Source organism: Bartonella sp. CL162QHHD (genome assembly GCF_042195435.1).
Taxonomy (GTDB): Bacteria; Pseudomonadota; Alphaproteobacteria; order Rhizobiales; family Rhizobiaceae; genus Bartonella.
This window is the reverse complement of sequence record NZ_JBHIOG010000050.1, coordinates 47,900-67,172: the sequence shown is the minus strand read 5'-3', so window position 1 is coordinate 67,172 and position 19,273 is coordinate 47,900. Positions and strand designations below refer to the sequence as shown.

16 protein-coding genes and 1 pseudogene are annotated in these 19,273 nt (G+C 37.1%); 4 read left to right on the top strand and 13 right to left on the bottom strand.

Annotation, left to right across the window (positions count from 1 at the left end; all coding sequences use genetic code 11):
• Positions 1-641 precede the first annotated feature (641 nt).
• The gene (parC, locus tag ACFILD_RS04785) at positions 642-2,891 is read left to right on the top strand and encodes a DNA topoisomerase IV subunit A (protein WP_273791186.1); all 2,250 of its coding nucleotides are present in this window, start codon (positions 642-644) and stop codon (positions 2,889-2,891) included.
• Positions 2,892-3,368: 477 nt separating this feature from the next.
• On the opposite strand, the gene ACFILD_RS04780 is transcribed toward parC, so the two are convergent.
• The 10 genes and pseudogenes from ACFILD_RS04780 to rpe all read right to left on the bottom strand — a co-directional run bounded on the left by ACFILD_RS04780 (position 3,369) and on the right by rpe (position 12,475).
• Entirely contained in the window at positions 3,369-4,625 is a 1,257-nt protein-coding gene (locus tag ACFILD_RS04780; RefSeq protein ID WP_273791185.1) for a multidrug effflux MFS transporter, read from the bottom strand.
• Positions 4,626-4,696: 71 nt separating this feature from the next.
• Positions 4,697-5,029 carry a Grx4 family monothiol glutaredoxin gene (grxD, locus tag ACFILD_RS04775; protein WP_375606638.1) on the bottom strand — a complete coding sequence of 111 codons (333 nt, stop codon included), beginning with the start codon at positions 5,027-5,029 and terminating at the stop codon, positions 4,697-4,699.
• A gap of 98 nt (positions 5,030-5,127) precedes the next feature.
• Positions 5,128-5,361, bottom strand: a complete 234-nt coding sequence (locus tag ACFILD_RS04770) for a BolA family transcriptional regulator (RefSeq protein ID WP_273791183.1) — start codon at positions 5,359-5,361, stop codon at positions 5,128-5,130.
• 59 nt (positions 5,362-5,420) lie between these two features.
• Positions 5,421-7,632: pseudogene (gene purL, locus ACFILD_RS04765) on the bottom strand (phosphoribosylformylglycinamidine synthase subunit PurL).
• 292 nt (positions 7,633-7,924) lie between these two features.
• Complete coding sequence (purQ, locus tag ACFILD_RS04760; protein WP_273791181.1) at positions 7,925-8,596, bottom strand: phosphoribosylformylglycinamidine synthase subunit PurQ; 672 nt, start codon at positions 8,594-8,596, stop codon at positions 7,925-7,927.
• Positions 8,597-8,607: 11 nt separating this feature from the next.
• Positions 8,608-8,847 carry a phosphoribosylformylglycinamidine synthase subunit PurS gene (purS, locus tag ACFILD_RS04755; protein ID WP_273791180.1) on the bottom strand — a complete coding sequence of 80 codons (240 nt, stop codon included), beginning with the start codon at positions 8,845-8,847 and terminating at the stop codon, positions 8,608-8,610.
• 79 nt (positions 8,848-8,926) lie between these two features.
• Positions 8,927-9,691, bottom strand: a complete 765-nt coding sequence (purC, locus tag ACFILD_RS04750) for a phosphoribosylaminoimidazolesuccinocarboxamide synthase (protein WP_273791179.1) — start codon at positions 9,689-9,691, stop codon at positions 8,927-8,929.
• Positions 9,692-9,864: 173 nt separating this feature from the next.
• Positions 9,865-10,413, bottom strand: coding sequence for an RBBP9/YdeN family alpha/beta hydrolase (locus ACFILD_RS04745; RefSeq protein WP_375611547.1), 549 nt, complete (start codon positions 10,411-10,413; stop codon positions 9,865-9,867).
• Between the two features lie 68 nt (positions 10,414-10,481).
• Positions 10,482-11,789 (bottom strand): adenylosuccinate lyase, encoded by a 1,308-nt coding sequence (gene purB / locus ACFILD_RS04740; protein ID WP_375631281.1) that lies wholly within the window; start codon positions 11,787-11,789, stop codon positions 10,482-10,484.
• Positions 11,789-12,475: a ribulose-phosphate 3-epimerase gene (rpe, locus tag ACFILD_RS04735; RefSeq protein WP_375637471.1), complete on the bottom strand. Its 687-nt coding sequence runs from the start codon at positions 12,473-12,475 to the stop codon at positions 11,789-11,791. Before rpe ends, purB begins: the two co-directional genes overlap by 1 nt.
• 145 nt (positions 12,476-12,620) lie before the next feature.
• Here rpe and ACFILD_RS04730 point away from each other — a divergent pair, with 145 nt between their 5' ends.
• Both ACFILD_RS04730 and dksA read left to right on the top strand, forming a co-directional pair.
• Entirely contained in the window at positions 12,621-13,160 is a 540-nt protein-coding gene (locus tag ACFILD_RS04730) for a flavin reductase (RefSeq protein ID WP_273791175.1), read from the top strand.
• A gap of 317 nt (positions 13,161-13,477) precedes the next feature.
• Positions 13,478-13,894: an RNA polymerase-binding protein DksA gene (gene dksA / locus ACFILD_RS04725; RefSeq protein ID WP_015856486.1), complete on the top strand. Its 417-nt coding sequence runs from the start codon at positions 13,478-13,480 to the stop codon at positions 13,892-13,894.
• A gap of 51 nt (positions 13,895-13,945) precedes the next feature.
• Here the strand turns inward: dksA and ACFILD_RS04720 are convergent, their stop codons facing one another.
• Positions 13,946-14,422: a flagellar biosynthetic protein FliO gene (locus tag ACFILD_RS04720; protein ID WP_273791174.1), complete on the bottom strand. Its 477-nt coding sequence runs from the start codon at positions 14,420-14,422 to the stop codon at positions 13,946-13,948.
• A 212-nt stretch (positions 14,423-14,634) separates the two neighbouring features.
• On the opposite strand from ACFILD_RS04720, the gene ACFILD_RS04715 reads away from it, so the two are divergent.
• Positions 14,635-17,169, top strand: a complete 2,535-nt coding sequence (locus ACFILD_RS04715) for a response regulator (RefSeq protein WP_375631258.1) — start codon at positions 14,635-14,637, stop codon at positions 17,167-17,169.
• 281 nt (positions 17,170-17,450) lie between these two features.
• Here ACFILD_RS04715 and purN read toward each other — a convergent pair whose 3' ends face one another.
• Together purN and purM are read right to left on the bottom strand one after the other, a co-directional pair.
• The gene (gene purN / locus ACFILD_RS04710; protein ID WP_375613082.1) at positions 17,451-18,062 is read right to left on the bottom strand and encodes a phosphoribosylglycinamide formyltransferase; all 612 of its coding nucleotides are present in this window, start codon (positions 18,060-18,062) and stop codon (positions 17,451-17,453) included.
• Positions 18,059-19,168: a phosphoribosylformylglycinamidine cyclo-ligase gene (purM, locus tag ACFILD_RS04705; protein ID WP_273791171.1), complete on the bottom strand. Its 1,110-nt coding sequence runs from the start codon at positions 19,166-19,168 to the stop codon at positions 18,059-18,061. Before purM ends, purN begins: the two co-directional genes overlap by 4 nt.
• Positions 19,169-19,273: the final 105 nt, after the last annotated feature.

Below are 19,273 nucleotides of genomic sequence, written 5' to 3'. Positions count from 1 at the left end.
GGCATTTTTATTCCTTGTTTCTATAGTGGCTCTTCCACTTGTGATAGGTGAGGAAATGATTATGATTGCTTGATCATGAATAAATTAGAATGAAAGAACTCTATAATATTCGGGAGTCTCATTTTAGTTGAAAAAAATGAATTATCTTTATGTGTTAATATATTATTTATTTTTTATTGAAGTTTTTACAACGTTGTAGCAGAGAATTGTGTCTCTTCGTTTTTATGAAAATAATGTGATTTTCCATTCTATGGACTTACTCTAAAAAGTTTAAATTTCATAAGTTTTGAATATTTTTTAGTTTTTCATAGAAAAACTGAAGGGGATTGTTATACAATTTATCTTTATAATAAAAGATGATGTTTGAAAGGTGCTTTTGTCATTCCAGAAAGGATGAAATAGCTCTTTGTGGGCAGTTAATTATCGTCGGATTTGACAAAGCTTTCAATAAATTACTTAGGACAAGGGGGACGGACATGTATAAATTTTTCAAATTGATATAATTTTCTGTTCATGTTCTAATTGCAGCGTTTGTTTTTATGTAATTGACTTTTAATAAAAAAGTCGACTCATAGAAGATTTCACTAAATAAATCCTATAAGATAATTTCTTATTATTGTGGGAATTGTTGTTTTAATACTATGTCTGATAAAATGAATTTACCTTTTGATAAAGAACATATTGAACCAATAGAATTACGCTCTGCTTTACAGGAACGTTATTTGGCTTATGCACTTTCTACGATTACACACCGTGCATTGCCTGATGTACGTGATGGATTGAAGCCGGTCCACCGGCGGATTGTTCATGCGATGCGTCTTCTCAAACTAAATCCTGGACAGTCTTATGCGAAATGTGCGCGGATTGTTGGTGATGTCATGGGAAAATTTCATCCTCATGGGGATGCGTCTATTTATGATGCCTTGGTGCGCTTGGCTCAAAGTTTTGCTGTTCGTTATCCGTTGGTTGATGGGCAAGGCAATTTTGGTAATATTGATGGTGATAATGCTGCTGCCATGCGTTATACGGAAGCACGTATGACTGAAGTGGCTGCATTGTTACTTGAAGGAATTAATGAGAATGCTATTGATTTTCGTTTAACCTATAATGAGGAAGATGAAGAGCCGGTTGTTTTACCAGGAGCTTTCCCTAATCTTTTAGCAAATGGTTCTTCTGGTATTGCTGTTGGTATGGCAACATCTATTCCACCCCATAATGTTGCTGAGCTTTGTGATGCAGCACTCCATTTGATTGCGCATCCCGATGTAAATGATGAGGCATTAAATCAATTCGTTCTTGGTCCTGATTTTCCGACGGGGGGAATTTTAGTTGAACCTAAAAAAAGTATTGAGGAATCCTATCGTGTTGGGCGTGGATTCTTTCGCTTGCGTTCACGTTGGCATCAGGAACCTGGTAGCCGTGGTTCTTATGTGATTGTTGTGACTGAAATTCCCTATCAGATTCAAAAGTCACGTCTTATTGAAAAAACAGCAGAGTTATTGCTTGCACGCCGATTGCCAATGCTTGAGGATATCCAAGATGAATCAGCAGAAGATATCAGAATCGTGCTGGTTCCTAAAAATCGGTCGGTTGATCCGGAGCTCCTTATGGAGTCTCTTTTTAAATTGACTGACTTTGAAGTAAGATTTCCCCTCAATCTGAATGTTTTGTCTTTGGGAAAAATACCCAATGTTCTTTCTTTACGAGAAAGTTTGCAGCAATGGCTTGAACATCGTCAAGAAGTGCTTATTCGTCGCTCTCATTATCGGCTTGATCAAATTGATAGCCGATTGGAAATTCTTCATGGATATCTTATTGCCTATTTAAATCTCGATGAGGTCATTCAGATTATTCGTGAAGAGGATGAACCGAAAAAGAAGCTGATTAATCGGTTTGAATTAACAGAAAATCAAGCTGAAGCTATTCTTAATATGCGCTTGCGTTCTTTGCGTAAACTTGAGGAATTTGAAATTCGTAAAGAATTTGAAAGTTTGAAAGCTGAAAAAGAAAAACTACAGAATTTGTTAGCTTCTCCTATAAAACAGTGGAAAATAATTTCAGAAGAAATCAAAAAAGTTCGAAACACTTTTGGTCCTGAAACACTCTTGGGGAAAAGACGTACGACGTTTGAAGAGGCACCAAGACATGATCTTGATGATATTCAACAAGCAATGATCGAAAAAGAACCGATTACTATTGTTATTTCTGAAAAGGGGTGGATGCGCGCTTTGAAGGGACATTTGACCGATTATAAAGCGCTTTCTTTTAAAGAAGGAGACAGTTTAAAGTTAGCATTTCCGGCATTTACAACCGACAAGATTGTGCTGATCAGTACGGGTGGAAAGTTTTTTGCTATTGGTGCAAATAGTTTACCTGGAGGGCGGGGACATGGTGAACCTATTCGTCTTTTAGTTGATATGGATGATGAGCACGATGTTCTCACAGCTTTTGTGCATCGCGCCGAGGAAAAATTGCTCTTGGTTTCATCTCACGGTAATGGTTTTATTGTTTCTTCTGCAGAAGTGATCGCCAATACACGAAAAGGAAAGCAAGTGATGAATGTGAAAGCTCCTGATAAGGTAAAGCTTTGTGTTCCGGTAAATGGTGATCATGTGGCTGTAGTTGGTGAAAACCGTAAAATGCTTATTTTTTCTATTGAACAAATACCAGAAATGAATCGCGGTAAAGGTGTTCGTTTACAGCGTTATAAAGAAGGTGGTGTTGTTGATGCCAAGACTTTTAATTTATCAGAAGGCTTAAGTTGGCAAGATACAGCTGAACGAATCTTTAACCGTCAGGCGGACGATCTCTTTGAATGGATGGGAACGCGTGCGGGAGTTGGGCGTTTGGTTCCAAAAGGATTTCCAAAATCAGGAAAATTTATTAATTAAATGTATTTTATAAATGGGGAAAATTCCCTATAGTTTTATGATTGTTTAAGATATTAATTTATAAGGATAATTTATTATTTTTTATATTGAAAGAAAGACCTAAAGCGTAAGTTTTTCTCTTATTTCGATCTTGTTCAGGTTAAATCAATCAAAACTGTTTGTTTGCCTATCATGAGATGAGAGACCAGCCCGTCTTCATAAAAACTATTGAAGAAAAGAATAAAAATATTTTTTAATAAACCGTTTCACATACAAGAGTTGTTGCAACAATAGGTATGTTTGTTTTTTTACATTATACCATTTATGGGTGCTGTCGTGAAATGATTTGATATTTCGAGAGCTGTACCTTTAAACAAACAATGTGAATGTTAACACAAGAGTGTTCTATTTGGAGATGTTTTATTTTGTCTGATAGGTTTATCTTCTTATTGTTTCTTATTGTTCAAGAGAGATGTTATTAATCTTTCATAGTAATATTTATTCGTTAGGATTACTATGATATTGTCTAAAAAGATGACCACGTTCAGCCCATAAGACGAGAAGTATGGCAGTGAGACTCAGAAAGAAAAATCCTGCTGAGTTTGGGATGGTTGTTTCATCAAATTGTTGGGCAATAAAAAAGCTAAGTCCTGCACCGATAGATGTTTGAAGAAAGCCGGATACAGAAGAAGCTGTTCCAGCTATTTCTCCTACAGGTTCAAGAGCGAGTGTATTGAAATTGGCCATAATACCACCGCAGGTAAACATTAATATACAATATAACGTCATATAAAAAGGAAAAGGGATAACACCACCTGCTAAGATGGACCCAATAAACCAAATGCATGAAGCGGCACAAAAGAGCAAAAGCATAGTATGAGCAATACGCCGCATTCCAAGGCGTCCAACGAGTTGAGAGTTAAAGAATGATGATAGAGCTTGAAATGCAGCACCAACTGCAAAAGCAATAGGGAACCAAAGTCCTAGATTATAGATCCCTTCATATGTTTGTTGTGATGTATTAACGGCGGTAAAGATACAGCCTAAAATAATGGAAGTTGCAAGTGTATAGCAAAGTGTTGTGCGATTGGTTATTACAATCCATAAGTTGTGTTTAACTGAAAAAAAGGAAAGAGAGCGTTGCGTATAAAGAGTTTCAGGCAAGCGCAGTTGAATCCAAATCATCAGTCCTAAACCAATCATTGCCATGAAAATAAAAATATATTGCCAATGTCCGAGCAGTAAAATGATCTGTCCTGTTGCGGGACCAACCATTGGTGCAACAAGAAAAACCATCATAACAATAGACATAACTTCTGCCATTTTTCGACCACTGTAAAGATCACGTACGACGGAAACTGTAAGAACCCGCATAGCAGCCCCTCCAATACCTTGCAAGATACGTAAAATAAGCAAGAGAGAAAAATCAGTTACAAAGGCACAGCCAATCGCCGTAAATGAATAGAAAGCAAGCCCGAGAAGAATAAGTTTACGTCGTCCATACCTATCGCTTATTGGACCGAAAAATATTTGAGCAATGCCATAGCTAATAAGATAACTCGAAATGATATAATGTTGATCATTTTCATTGAGAACATTTAAGCCGTCTAAAATATTGGGCATAGCTGGCAGCATAATATCAACAGCTATAGCGTTAATAGCCATAAGCGAAGCAATAAGAATAACAAATTCTTTATAGCCAATTTTGTTTCTAATCGCATCTCTATGCGTTTGTTCATCGACTGAATATGACATATGGCATCCTTGAAATAAAAATTTCGTCTGAAAACAGCTCTTTTTAAGAGTCTGAATAAAATGAAAGATACCTATGATTGATTACAGGGAATATTTTTTTCTTTCAAAAGTTCCTGTAACTCATTGTTTTGAAACATCTCTTTAACAATATCACAGCCTCCGATAAATTCACCTTTGATATAAAGCTGTGGAATTGTTGGCCAATTTGAGTAATCTTTAATCCCTTGACGCAATTCGTTAGAAGTTAAGATATTAATCCCTTTATAATTCAATCCTAAATAATCAAGGATTTGAACCACTTGTCCTGAAAACCCGCATTGCGGAGCGTCAGGTGTTCCTTTCATGAATAAAATGACGTCGTTTGTTTTAATTTCGTTGTCAATAAAATCATGAACAGTGGTCATTTTTATCCCTCGATATTTCAGATTTTTATCAGTGTGTAATTTATATCCATACTGCTTTTAATCGTATTAAATGTGTGAATGCAAGAAAAAATTTTAGATTATTTTGGGACATTTGTTTGCAACATTAAGGCGTGAAGGTCATTTCCCATATTGCCTTTAAGGGCATCATAGACCATTTTATGTTGTTGAACACGGGTTTTACCACGAAAACTTTCAGAAATAACTTCTGCAGCATAATGTTCCCCATCTCCAGCAAGATCACGAATTGTTACAGTAGCATCAGGAATGCCTTCACGAATAAGCGTTTCAATTGCATGGGCACTCATTGCCATCATTATTCTCCTATGTTGTTCATTTTTTTATAAAGGCTGTTTAAGAGAAAAAACAATTTTTATTCTTCACCCATAAATTGTGGAAACCAGTTTTCATAGGCTTTTGTGAGTTTGTCTACTGAAAGTGTTAATATCCCATCTATATTAAGGGAAGTACCCTCGACTTGACCTAGCTCTGTTAAAGAAACTGTATTGATTTGTGCACGCTCTTTAAGACTATTAAGAGAGTGAGGTTTGACGGCTAAAAGATAACGTCCTTGGTCTTCTCCAAAAAGTTCTGCATGATGGGGTGATTTATTGCTTAATTTTACTTTGATTCCTTTACCTGCTTTAATCACCATTTCAGCAAGTGCTATCGCTAATCCTCCGTCAGAAAGGTCATGGGCGGCGTGAATAAAACCACGATGTATGACATCTCGAACAAATTGACCATGCTTTTTTTCAAGTTGTAAATCTACAGGGGGGGGGGGCGCCTGCATCAATATTTAAAATGTTACGTGCATAGATTGATTGTCCTAAATGGGAGCCGCAATTTCCTACTAAAACAAGAATATCTCCATTTTGCATACCACTTATTGTTACCATTTTAGACCAATCATTAAGAAGACCTACCCCAGCAATTGTGGGGGTTGGAAGAATGGCTTCCCCATTTGTTTCATTGTAAAGAGAAACATTGCCTGAAACGATAGGAAAATCGAGGATTCTACAAGCTTCTCCTATACCTTTAATAGCAAAAACCAGCTGTCCCATAATTTCAGGTTTTTCAGGGTTACCAAAATTGAGATTATCTGTAGCAGCCAGTGGTGTTGCACCTGTCGTACTAATGTTTCGCCAGCATTCTGCGACAGCTTGTTTCCCCCCTTCATAAGGGTCTGCTTCACAATAGCGAGGTGTTACATCAGAAGAAAAAGCAAGAGCACGTTTGCTGTTGTTTCCTACACGGATAACGCCTGCATCACCTCCTGGACAAACAAGGCTATTTCCTTGGATAAGGGTATCATATTGTTCATAAACCCATCGCCGTGAACTTTGATTAGCGGAATTCAATAAGGTCAGAAGCGCATCACCAAGATTTTCAACTTTTTTGACGTCTTCTGCTTTCAAGAGTGTTTTTTTTGCCGGCTCACTCCAAGGACGATCATAAACAGGCGCTTCATCACCAAGCTCTTTGATGGGAAGATTGACAACTTCTTCCCCTTGATGAAATACACGAAAACGTAAATCATCGGTTGTTTTCCCAATGATAGAAAAATGTAGCCCCCACTTATGAAAAATTGCTTCTGCTTGCTTTTCTAGTTCTGGTTTAAGGACCATGAGCATACGCTCTTGACTTTCAGAAAGCATCATTTCATAGGCTGTCATGTTTTCTTCTCGAACAGGAACTGTATCGAGATTAAGCTGTATCCCTAAATTTCCTTTTGCTCCCATTTCAACGGCAGAAGAGGTGAGTCCTGCGGCTCCCATATCTTGAATAGCAACCACGGCTCTAAGTTCCATGAGCTCTAAACATGCTTCAAGGAGACATTTTTCTGTAAAAGGATCACCTACTTGAACAGTTGGGCGTTTTTCACTGATTGAATCATCAAATTCAGCAGAGGCCATTGTTGCTCCACCGACACCATCACGTCCTGTTTTTGCACCAAGATAAACAACAGGGAGTCCAATACCTTGCGCTTTAGAATAAAAAAGGGCGTTTGTCTTTGCAATACCGGCGACAAAAGCGTTAACAAGGATATTGCCATTATAACGCTCATCAAAATTTACTTCTCCACCAACCGTTGGAACGCCAAAAGAATTGCTGTAACCACCTATTCCAGAAACAACACCAGAAACAAGATGGCGTGTTCGTGGATGATCAGGAGCACCAAATCGCAATGCATTCATAGCAGCAACAGGACGGGCTCCCATTGTAAATACATCACGTAAAATACCACCAACACCTGTCGCTGCACCTTGATAAGGTTCAATATAAGAAGGGTGGTTATGGCTTTCCATTTTGAAAACAACACATTGTCCTTCTCCAATATCGACAACACCAGCATTTTCACCAGGTCCTTGGATGACACATTTTCCTTCTGTTGGAAGAGTTTTTAGCCATTTTTTAGATGATTTATAGGAACAATGTTCGTTCCACATTGCAGAAAAAATTCCTAGTTCAGTAAATGTTGGTTCTCTACCAATTAACGTTAGGATACGTTGATATTCATCTTCTTTTAGCCCGTGTTGTGCAATGAGTTCTGGTGTAATAGTGATGTTATTGCAAGGCTTCATGAGTATTTATCCGTCAAATTAATCGAAATTTAGCATTTTTATTTTTTTAACCTAGCAGCTTATATTATAAACAATAATGTTGTTTAATAATAAAAATATTTATAGACAGTAAGCTGAAGATTTTGTCCGTTTGTTTGGTGGGATTTAAGACTAAAAATGGTCTTAAATAATTATGTGTTTAGAAAATAATATCCATTGTTGTTTGTGAAGAGCTTTGTTTATAGATTTACGATGCGAGAAATGGTATAAATCCTTGTTTTTTAAATTATGGAGCGCGAGTATTTTTGCAGCATTATCCATTTACTAACTCTAAAGCACTTTGAAAAAGTAAACGACCGTCAGTACCTCCATGGGCGGGTTCAATAAAGTTTTCAGGATGGGGCATCATACCAAGAATATTACCAGCTTTATTAACAATACCAGCAATATCTTTCATTGAGCCGTTCGGGTTTGTATTTTCTGCATAGCGAAAAACAATTTGTTCATTGTCTTCCATTTGTTTCAATGTTTCACTATCAATAAAATAATTTCCGTCATGATGGGCAACAGGACAACGAATAATTTGTCCTTTAGAATAATATCGAGAAAATTTTGTCTTGGCGTTGACGACTTCAAGTTTGATTTCACGACAAACAAACTTTAAAGAAGCGTTACGCATTAAAGTACCGGGTAATAATCCTGCTTCCAACAAAATTTGAAATCCATTACAGATACCTATAATTGTCGTACCTTCTTGTGCTTTTTCACGAATGGCTTTTAAGACGGGAGTTCGCGCTCCAATCGCACCACATCTTAAGTAGTCGCCATAGGAAAAGCCACCAGGAATAATAATAACATCTACATCTGGAATTGTTGTTTCTGTTTGCCAAATTTTTAGTGGCTCAACTCCCGTTATATGATGTAATGCTGCAACCATATCTCGATCACGATTTAATCCAGGAAGTTGAATGATGGCAGTTTTCATGAGCGTTTCACTTAAAAAAGTTCGATTGTATAATTTTCAATGACAGTATTTGCGAGTAACTCTTCACACATTTGTTCAAGTTTTTTCTTTGCGGTTTCAGAAGGTAGTTCATCAAGAACAATATCAAAAACCTTTCCTTGACGAATGGATTGAATGCCTTCGAAAGCTAAACTTTTTAAAGCACCGACAATTGCTTCTCCTTGTGGATCAAGAACGCTTTCTCTTAAAGTAACTGTAATGCGTGCTTTCATTTTTTGCTTCCTGCTTTTTAAAAGAACCTCTCCTTTGAAGAGGGGTATTTATATAAGGTGATATTTTTTTACCTTGTTTTTACTTTACGAGAACGGGACCACTTGGTCGTGTTGGTTCATTTTCATTCATAATACCAAGACGTTTGGCAACTTCTTGATAGGCATTAATAAGCCCACCCATATCACGACGAAAACGGTCTTTATCCATTTTTTCTTGTGTGTGCATATCCCATAGTCGTGCAGAATCAGGAGAGATTTCATCAGCAAGAACAATGCGCATCGTTTCATCTTCCCACAGGCGACCAAATTCCATTTTAAAATCAATTAATTGGATGTTAACACCGGCAAAAAGCCCAGAAAGAAAATCATTAATACGAATTGAAAGTTGCATGATATCTTCTATCTCTTGTGGGACAGCCCACCCAAAAGCTGTGATATGTTCTTCCGTTACCATAGGATCATCGAGAGAATCATTTTTATAGTAGAATTCAATGATGGATTGCGGAAGCGGGGTTCCTTCTTCCAGTCCTAAACGCTTAGCAAGAGAGCCAGCAGCAACATTGCGAACAACAACTTCCAACGGAATGATTTCCACCGCTTTAATAAGCTGTTCGCGCATGTTTATACGTTTGATAAAATGTGTTGGGATGCCCAAACGTCCAAGATGGCTAAAAATATGTTCCGAAATTCGGTTGTTTAAAACCCCCTTTCCGTCGATAATTTCATGTTTTTTTGCATTAAAGGCAGTTGCATCATCTTTAAAAAATTGAATATAAGTCCCTGGTTCAGGTCCTTCATATAAAATTTTAGCCTTGCCTTCATAAATACGGTGGCGACGATTCATCATGATTCTCTATTTATCTTGAGAGGTTTTTAATAACATTGATAAATGATACTATCCTAATTGATAGAATTTCTCAATGATATTGCTATGATACTTTTATAATTTTTATCATTACACGTTTACCCAAAGGTGAAGATACATAAGCGATGAGAAAGAAGATCACCTCTTTTGGATCAAATTTTTGCAAGAAAGTGAGAGAGGACCATAAGCCCTTCAGGCCAAGGTCCGTGTCCGGATTCTGCGTTAATATGGCCAGAATACCCAGCATCAACAAAGAGTGATCCCCAATCATTGGCAATTTTTTCTGCTACTGAAAATTGACAAAACTCATCGTTGCGACTGGCTATGACAATAGAAGGAAAAGGAAGCTTTTGGCGATGATAGGGGCCAAATGTCATTAAATGTTTGGGACGTATTTTTTCATTGGCGACATCTGGAGGTGCAACAAAGAATGCGCCACAAATTTTTTCTGTATTTTGTACAGTTGCATGAATAACACTGGGAACTCCTAATGAATGAGCAATAAGCATAACAGGCCTTTGAGCTTTTGCGATGGCGGTTTTAACTTTGTTAACCCACTCTTCACAAACAGGCTTTGACCAATGGAGTTGTTCAATGCGGCTGGCTGTCGACAATTTTTTTTCCCAGCGTGTTTGCCAATGATCTGGACCAGATCCTTTGTAGCCAGGAACAATAAGAATATCGAGTTGATTTGCTTTCATGAATTGTTTTCTTTGTTACAACAGATTTTTGATCATAGGTGGAATGGATTTTGGTTTTCTATGTCGCTTTATTGTTCTTCAAAAACACGTTTAAAAATCGTATTGATATGTTTGGTGTGGTAAGAAAGATCAAATTTTTCGCGAAGTTCTTCTTCACTTAAAGCTTTGGTAACATCTTTGTCGTTGAGGAGTTCTTCTAAAAAATCTTTTCCTTGTTCCCAAACTTTCATCGCATTTCGTTGTACAATTCGATAAGAATCTTCACGACTAATCCCTGCTTGTGTGAGGGCTAAAAGAACCCGTTGTGAGTGAACAAGACCGCGGAATTTATTGAGATTTTTTTGCATATTTTCTGGATAGACAATGAGATTTTCAATGACAGATGTGAGGCGAGAAAGAGCAAAATCAAGTGTAATAGTCGCATCTGGAGCAATATAACGCTCAACAGATGAATGGGAAATATCACGTTCATGCCAAAGTGCTACATTTTCCATGGCTGGGAGTGCAAATGCACGTACCATACGGGCTAATCCAGTTAAATTTTCTGTTAAAACTGGATTACGTTTATGAGGCATTGCCGATGAACCTTTTTGCCCAGGTGAGAAATGTTCCTCTGCTTCAAGAACTTCTGTTCGTTGTAAATGGCGTATTTCTATCGCTAGCCTTTCAATAGAGGAAGCAATAACACCAAGTGTTGCAAAAAACATAGCATGACGATCTCTTGGTATTACTTGGGTGGAAACTGGTTCAGCACGCATCCTCAAGGCTTTTGCTACATGTTCTTCAACGCGTGGATCGATATTTGCAAAAGTTCCTACGGCTCCTGAAATCGCGCAAGTAGAAATTTCTTCTCGTGCTGCAAGAAGACGTTTGCGACAACGGGAAAATTCAGCGTATGCAAGAGCAAACTTGATTCCAAATGTTGTCGGTTCAGCATGAATGCCATGACTCCGCCCAATGGTGATTGTCTCTTTATGCTCAAAAGCACGTCTTTTTAATGCTTCAAGAAGTTGATCTATATCCTTTAGCAAAATATCACTCGCACGCATCAATTGAATGTTCAGCGTTGTATCGAGAACATCAGATGATGTCATGCCTTGGTGGATAAAACGTGCTTCTGGTCCAATGAATTCAGCTAGGTGGGTTAGAAATGCGATAACATCATGTTTGGTAATTGCTTCAATTTCATCAATGCGATTGACATCAAATTTAGCTGCTGCCCCTTTTTCCCAAATGACTTTGGCGGCTTCTTTCGGAATAATCCCTAAGTGAGCAAGGGCATCACAGGCATGGGCTTCAATTTCAAACCAAATACGATATTTTGTTTCGGGAGACCAAATTGTTACCATTGCAGGGCGGGAATAACGTGCGATCATCATTTTTTTCCTTGTTGTGAGAGGATTGCGGCTTGGCGCAATGCATTAATACGTGTTCTGTAAAGCTCTTTATTTCCATCTTTATAAATTGCAGAGCCTGCGACAAATACATTTGCACCAGCTTTTGCTGCTATCCCAATTGTATCAACGGTGATACCACCATCAACTTCAAGATCAATAGGGCGGTTTGCAATCATGCTTTTAACGCGCTTAATTTTATCTTTTATTTCTGGAATAAAACTTTGTCCACCAAAACCGGGATTGACTGTCATGATGAGAATGAGATCTAATTGATCAAGCAAATATTCAAGTACATGTTCAGGGGTGCTTGGATTGAGTGCGATTCCTGCTTTTTTTCCCATTTTTTTGATTGTTTGTAATGAACGATGAAGATGTGGACTTGCTTCAGCATGAATGGTTATAATATCTGAACCCGCTTTTGCAAAAGCTTCCAAATAAGGGTCTACTGGTGCGATCATCAGGTGGACATCAAATATTGCTTTTGTTAATGGGCGTAGAGCCTTGATTATTTCAGGACCAAAGGTGATGTTAGGAACAAAGTGCCCATCCATAATATCAAGATGAAGCCAATCTGCACCAGCATCAACAACATCTAACATTTCTTGTCCAAGTTTAGAAAAATCAGAAGCCAAGAGAGAAGGCGAAATGAGATGAGAATGGGGCATTAAAATCTCCTTGATTGGCAGTTTTTATCATATCGCTGTGTATACACAAATATCTTTTGTGTTATGACGGAAAAGAAAAAATATGTATTATAGATCTTTTTATGGAAAGATCGCTTGAAATTTTAAAGCTTTATAAGTGAAAGATATGTCGAATCATAAAACATATTTGATGCCTGAACTTCAACATAAACATACTATCGCGGTTTCTTCCCAAGAATATCGAGATGCCATGAGTCTTTTTGCAGGAGCTGTGCATATTGTGACAACAAATGGTATTAAGGGAAGACGCGGGGTGACTGTTTCGGCGTGTTGTTCTTTATCTGATGATCCTCCAACCCTTCTTGTTTGTCTCATGCGCCATAATTTAAAGAATCAGGTGTTTATGGAGAATGGAAATTTTTGTGTTAATAGCTTGGCAGGAAAGCATCGTTCATTAGCGGATGTTTTTTCGAGGCGTTGCAATTCTACACAAAATGAGCGTTTTGATGTTGCTCAATGGGGAGCTTTGCAAACGGGGGCGCCTAGTCTTTCAGACGCTCTAGCATCGTTTGATTGTCGTTTGATTTGTTGGCATGAGCACGCAACCCATTGTGTTTTGATTGGTGAGGTTGTTGCAATTAACTGTAATCAAGAAAAAGATGCTTTGATGTATTTGAAACGTGAATATCACACTTTGCCTTTATAAAGATTTTATTTTTTTGCATTGATGAAATGATTTATTGTTGCTTCATTTAGACTTTAAACAATGAATGAGAGAGTAGGGGAGGGATGGCTCTGATATCTGATATTAGATTTCCTTCTTTTAAAAGTTTTTCAATAAGCGAGAAAAATGATTCTGGATGAGATTTGATCAAGAATCCAATCTACATAAAAAGCGATTAAACCTAAACAGTGCATTTAGACATATTCGTCAATTGTTATGAAAAGACATTTTACTCTTGTGTTGATGGGTATTGCACAATATATAGACCGCACATAGCATATGTGGAGGTTTTTTATTGCATGAGCGAAGAGATTGATGGTCAATATCGCCCTAGTGAAGATGAGCCTTTTATGAATGAGCGGCAAAAGGCGTATTTTCGTGCTAAACTGGTTTCTTGGAAGAATGATATATTAAAAGAAGCTCGTGAGACTTTGGAAAATTTGCAGGAAGAGAATGTTGGTCAACCCGATTTGACTGATCGGGCTTCTTGTGAAACTGATCGTACAATCGAATTACGTGCTCGTGATCGTCAGAGGAAACTTATTTCAAAAATAGATGCTGCTTTAGAGCGCATTGATAATGGGACATACGGTTTTTGTGAAGAAACCGGCGAGCCCATTAGTATAAAGCGTCTTGAGGCTCGGCCGATAGCCGTTTTGTCATTGGAAGCGCAAGAACGTCACGAACGACGTGAAAGAGTTTATCGCGATGATTAAGGTCATTGAAATGATAAAAAACGAAATTCGTGGTGATAAAATTGTGTATTTTTATTTTTGAGGAGTAGGAATGAATAAAGATGGTTCTTGCCGCCCCTCAATTTCGGCGGTGATTGCTGAATCTTTTACCGCTTGATTCGTAAAAGGAGAGGGATTTTTATCCGATATGTTGTTTCTTTCTGTAGGGGCGGAATTTAGATGTGTGTGTGTTTCTCTCTTTTGTATTTTAGATGTACCTGTAATATCGGATTCTACAACTACATCTGTTAATCCGCCAATAAGGAGCAAATGTTCTTTATTATCGCAACGGACTAAAACAAGGCGGCGTGCTCGATCTATAGAAATTACTTCACATAATGCTAATCGTGATAGACTTTTTTTTCTATTAATGCTGAATCTTCTCGTACTTAAACGACGTAAAAACAAGATAATTATGGTAATAGCTGTGATTGTTATTATAAAAAACAAAGAGCTTATCGTTATTTTCGCAGCAGATACACCTATTTGCTCTGATAACCAGATATACATAGATTTTCTCCCATTTTTGTGTGAAAATATCGTTTTTTATCGAGATAAATTTATAAATACACCCTTAAAAGGCTCACTTAAATACAAGAAATAAAATTTTTAACATTAAGTGAGCTTTCTTAGAAAGATAATATCATAGTATATACTTTATAACAATGAATATAAAGGAAGTTTTGTGATATAAGAAACAGCTAAATCTAAGGCAATGAGAGATGGATAAAGGTTTTGATAATAATAAAAGATCAGTGTCTTCTGTTCATCGAAGAGTTGTGATTTTTGGTGTTGTTTTTATATTAGTTTTTCTTTTCATTGTGGGTATTTTAGGTTTTTTTTATCCACAAAGCTATTTGCAAAAGGCGATATCAATATCTTTTTTGATTCTAGCAATTATCGGTGTTGCAACACTCGTTTTGTGTGGAATGGGCATTTTAAGATATCATGTGTGGTCGCATGAAGATTTTGATTTTAGCATCTTTAATAGGAGCGATGATGCAATTGTAATCTCTGATCTTTCTGGTTTTGTTTATTATTCTAATCAAAACTATCAAAAAATTCTGACCTATAAGCCTGAAGTGTCTTGTTATATGGTTATTGCTGATCTTCCAGGAGCAGGTGCACTCTCGTATCGCTTAAAGGTTGCTGCCTGTAATAATCTTGCAGCGCAAGAGGAATTGAGAGTAGAACAACCAATTTTTACCGATTCTACACCAAAAAAATCTGTTTGGTATAACATTTCCGTGCAGCCTATCACAAAACAGAAAAAAAAGCTTTTATTTTGGCGTATTACTGATATTTCGCATTTACAACAAACGCGAGAAGTTTTTTTCTCGAACCTTCAAGAGGCTATCAATCACTTGGATCAAGCCCCTATTGGTTTTGTATCCGTTAATAGACATGGAACTATTCTTTATGCCAATGCGATTTTTGCCGAATGGTTTTCAATTGATTTAGCGAATTTCTCAATTGGTCAATATAATTTTGATTCGTTATTTGATAGCGTTGGCGCTAAGAGCTCATGGAGTGATATCTGTTTGCAAACCAACAGATATCAAAGTTCAGGTTACTCTTTACCTTATAGGTTTTCGTTATGTTTAAATTCACACACGACTTGTGAGAAAATATTCCATTGTCTTATATCTGTTTCTTCTCTCTTAGAAGAGGAGGCCATTTATCGTATTGTGATCATTCCACAACAAATACAAAAAGAAGAGGACGATCAATTAAAATTACCCAGTATATTAGGAGAATATTTTGATGCGAGTCCTTTTGCAATAGCCGTGGTGGATCATGCAGGGCAATTGATTCATATGAATAAAGCTTTTTCATCACTCACGGGATGTATGGACAAAGCTGTCAATTTTTATGATGTTATTTCTCGTCGTGATTGTGTGCAGTTAGAGCGTTCTTTTCAGAGAATTGCGACAAATAAAAATTATTTTGTTTCTCTAGAAACTGTTTTAGAAAAAAATGAAGAATGCCATTTACGACTCCATATTATGTCTGTACCGCCTTATCATGGTGATGCATTGCAAGATTTGCTTATTATCTCTGTGATTGAAACAACCGAACAAAAAACACTTGAAGACAAAATGATGCAAAGTCAGAAGATGCAAGCTGTAGGACAATTGGCTGGCGGTATTGCTCATGATTTTAATAATGTTTTAACAGCAATTTTAATGTCGTGTGATCTTCTTTTAAATACGCATCGTAGTTCTGATCCTGCTCATGCTGATCTGATCAATATTAAAAATAATGCTAATCGAGCAGCTGCTCTTGTACAGCAATTATTAGCTTTTTCTAGAAAGCAAACACTTCGACCTGAAGAAGTTGATTTTACTGAATTTTTATCAGATATCCGCAATCTTATTTTACCACTTTTGGGGAATAATATTCAGTTAAAAATTATCCATGGAAGAGATTTGTGGAGCGTTGAAGTTGATCAAGCATCTTTCCAGCGTGTTATTATGAATTTGGTTATTAATGCGCGTGATGCCATGTTAGATGGAGGTATTGTTACGATTGCGACAAACAATATTACAAAGCAACAAAGTGCTGAATTTAATCATCTTGGTTTAGCAATTGGCGAGTATGTGCAATTGACTATTTCAGATACAGGGGCTGGTATATCTGCTGCTATACAAGAAAAAATGTTTGAGCCATTTTTTACAACAAAAGAAGTTGGAAAAGGAACAGGACTTGGTTTATCAATGGTTTATGGAATTATCAAGCAGAGCGGTGGGTACATTTATTGTGAAAGTAAAGAAGGTGAAGGAGCAACATTTCATATTTTTCTTCCCCGTTATATCCCCAATATAAAAGGAGAAATTTCTCAAAAGATTGAAAAAGATGAAGAGAAAGATAAAAATATAGACTTAACAGGATCTGCGACTGTTTTATTGGTTGAAGATGAAGATGCGGTCAGAATGGGGGGGGTAAGAGCTCTTCAAATGAGAGGATATACGGTTTTAGAGGCAGCAAGTGGGGTGGAAGCACTCTCTATTCTTGAGGAACAAAAAGGAGAAGTTGATATTATTGTTTCCGATGTGGTGATGCCAGAAATGGATGGGCCCACTTTATTGAAGGAAGTCCGTAAAAACTATCCTGATATCAAATTTCTTTTCGTTTCTGGATATGCAAAAGATGCCTTTGCTAAAAATCTTCCACAAGATGCTGTTTTTGGTTTTTTATCTAAACCTTTTACACTCAAACAGTTAGCTGTAACAGTTAAAGAAACACTTTCGTCATAAACAAAAATTTATGCAATAGAAAATTGCGTATTTTAAGATTTTTTAGGCGAAATACGAGAGTATTTTGATAAATAGAGCTTATGATAATGTCATAGAATTGAATAAAGAAGAAAAATTTTAAAAATGAACTAAAATTCAAAAAATTACATATTTTGTGCAAAAATTTATGAAGATATGGACTCTATTATGTCAATATTTCATAGAGATTTTCAATTGTAGATACTGAGCAAAAACTATGTGTAAAGCATTGAAATATGCTGATTAATAGATTGTTGATACACTCAAAAAGATAAAAGCTGTTGTTGCGTATCGACCATTTTGCTCTTCCCTTCAATAAATGCTTTTAAGGCTTCGGGATAGAGTTTATGCTCTGCTTTAAGAACTCTTTGTGCTAAGCACTCAGCAGTATCATGGGGATAGACTGGAACGGCTGCTTGGGCAAGGATTTTTCCTGCATCCATGTCTTCTGTAACAAGGTGAACAGTGCAACCCGTGATTTTTACACCTGCTTGTAAAGCTTTTTCATGTGTGTTTAAGCCTTTAAATGAAGGCAAAAGAGAAGGATGAATGTTTAAAATTCGTCCTTCATAAAGTTTTACAAAACGTGGTGAGATAAGGCGCATATACCCTGCAAAGCAGAGAAAATCCGGTTTATATTGATTTAAAATTGTAAAAATATTTTCTTCATGCTCTTCTTTTGTTTTGTAAATTTTACGATCAACAATATGAATAGGTAAGTTATGGTTTTGCGCTTTTTCAATACCGTTGGCACGCGGATTATCGCAAATAACCGCAACGATTTCAGCAGGATATGCCGTTTGTTGACTAGCTTGAGCAAGGGCGACCATATTGGATCCATTACCAGAAATGAAAACGACGATTTGTTTTTTCATAAATGCAGTACCCCTTTATAAAGTATTCCTTTATTTTGATCTTGGCATTTTGTTAAAATGCCAAGGGGAGTTACAGTCTCTCCTTTTCTTTCAAGAGCTTGTGTAATTGTTTCAGCTGCATGCTGTGCTACGATAATGATCATGCCAATACCACAATTAAATGTTCTTAACATTTCTGTTTCTTCTATTTTACCTTGTTTGGCAATCCATGAAAATACTGCTGGAACATTGATGTTAGAAAGATTAACTTCAGCGCAGAGAGAGGATGGAAGGACACGTGGAATATTTTCAGGAAAACCTCCACCCGTAATATGAGCAAGAGCTTTAATCCCTTCATATTTTCTCATGATGGGAAGAAGCGATTTTACATAAATGCGTGTTGGTGTAAGAAGTGCTATACCAAGGCTGCTTTCGGGGGAAAAAGGGGCAGGGTCATTCCATTTGAGATAATTTTGCTGGATGATTCGTCGAACAAGCGAAAAGCCATTGGAATGAATTCCAGAGGCGCTTAGACCTAATATAATATCACCTTCTGTCAAATCTTTTGAAGGGAGTAACTTGCTACGTTCGCATGCTCCAACAGCAAAACCAGCTAGATCATAATCTCCCTCTGCATACATTCCTGGCATTTCTGCAGTTTCTCCTCCAATAAGAGCAGCACCGGCTTGTTTACATCCTTCTGCAATACCGGAAACAATCGCAGCTCCTTGTTCAGGGTCAAGCTTTCCAGTTGCAAAATAATCCAGAAAAAAGAGAGGTTCAGCCCCTTGTACGAGTAAATCATTGACACACATAGCTACAAGATCAATACCTACAGTGTTATGGTGACCTACTTCAATGGCAATTTTTAATTTTGTTCCCACACCATCATTGGCTGCTACTAGGATAGGATCCGTAAAGCCTGCTGCTTTTAAATCAAAAAGTCCACCAAAACCGCCAATTTCTGCATCTGTTCCGGCTCGTTTTGTTGCGCGTATAAAGGGTTTAATTTTTTCTACCATGGCATTACCCATATCGATGTTTACACCGGCTTTTGCGTAGGTAAGACCAGCTTTGGATTTATCCCCAGCCTTGGATTTATTATTTGTAAGATCTTGATTGCTCATTGGAGCCTTCCTTTAATGGAAAATCAGGTTTTGATATTATGCAATGCCATGATAGAGTTCTCTCTGCAAGAGATATTGATAAGAAAATAAGCAACTTTTCTTGTA

Excerpts from the sequence above, each read along its gene's own strand:
- parC (WP_273791186.1), top strand. The coding sequence starts at position 642 with ATGTCTGATAAAATGAATTTACCTTTTGATAAAGAACATATTGAACCA.
- ACFILD_RS04780 (WP_273791185.1), bottom strand. The coding sequence starts at position 4,625 with ATGTCATATTCAGTCGATGAACAAACGCATAGAGATGCGATTAGAAAC.
- grxD (WP_375606638.1), bottom strand. The coding sequence starts at position 5,029 with ATGACCACTGTTCATGATTTTATTGACAACGAAATTAAAACAAACGAC.
- ACFILD_RS04770 (WP_273791183.1), bottom strand. The coding sequence starts at position 5,361 with ATGGCAATGAGTGCCCATGCAATTGAAACGCTTATTCGTGAAGGCATT.
- purQ (WP_273791181.1), bottom strand. The coding sequence starts at position 8,596 with ATGAAAACTGCCATCATTCAACTTCCTGGATTAAATCGTGATCGAGAT.
- purS (WP_273791180.1), bottom strand. The coding sequence starts at position 8,847 with ATGAAAGCACGCATTACAGTTACTTTAAGAGAAAGCGTTCTTGATCCA.
- purC (WP_273791179.1), bottom strand. The coding sequence starts at position 9,691 with ATGAATCGTCGCCACCGTATTTATGAAGGCAAGGCTAAAATTTTATAT.
- ACFILD_RS04745 (WP_375611547.1), bottom strand. The coding sequence starts at position 10,413 with ATGAAAGCAAATCAACTCGATATTCTTATTGTTCCTGGCTACAAAGGA.
- purB (WP_375631281.1), bottom strand. The coding sequence starts at position 11,789 with ATGATCGCACGTTATTCCCGCCCTGCAATGGTAACAATTTGGTCTCCC.
- rpe (WP_375637471.1), bottom strand. The coding sequence starts at position 12,475 with ATGCCCCATTCTCATCTCATTTCGCCTTCTCTCTTGGCTTCTGATTTT.
- ACFILD_RS04730 (WP_273791175.1), top strand. The coding sequence starts at position 12,621 with ATGTCGAATCATAAAACATATTTGATGCCTGAACTTCAACATAAACAT.
- dksA (WP_015856486.1), top strand. The coding sequence starts at position 13,478 with ATGAGCGAAGAGATTGATGGTCAATATCGCCCTAGTGAAGATGAGCCT.
- ACFILD_RS04720 (WP_273791174.1), bottom strand. The coding sequence starts at position 14,422 with ATGTATATCTGGTTATCAGAGCAAATAGGTGTATCTGCTGCGAAAATA.
- ACFILD_RS04715 (WP_375631258.1), top strand. The coding sequence starts at position 14,635 with ATGGATAAAGGTTTTGATAATAATAAAAGATCAGTGTCTTCTGTTCAT.
- purN (WP_375613082.1), bottom strand. The coding sequence starts at position 18,062 with ATGAAAAAACAAATCGTCGTTTTCATTTCTGGTAATGGATCCAATATG.
- purM (WP_273791171.1), bottom strand. The coding sequence starts at position 19,168 with ATGAGCAATCAAGATCTTACAAATAATAAATCCAAGGCTGGGGATAAA.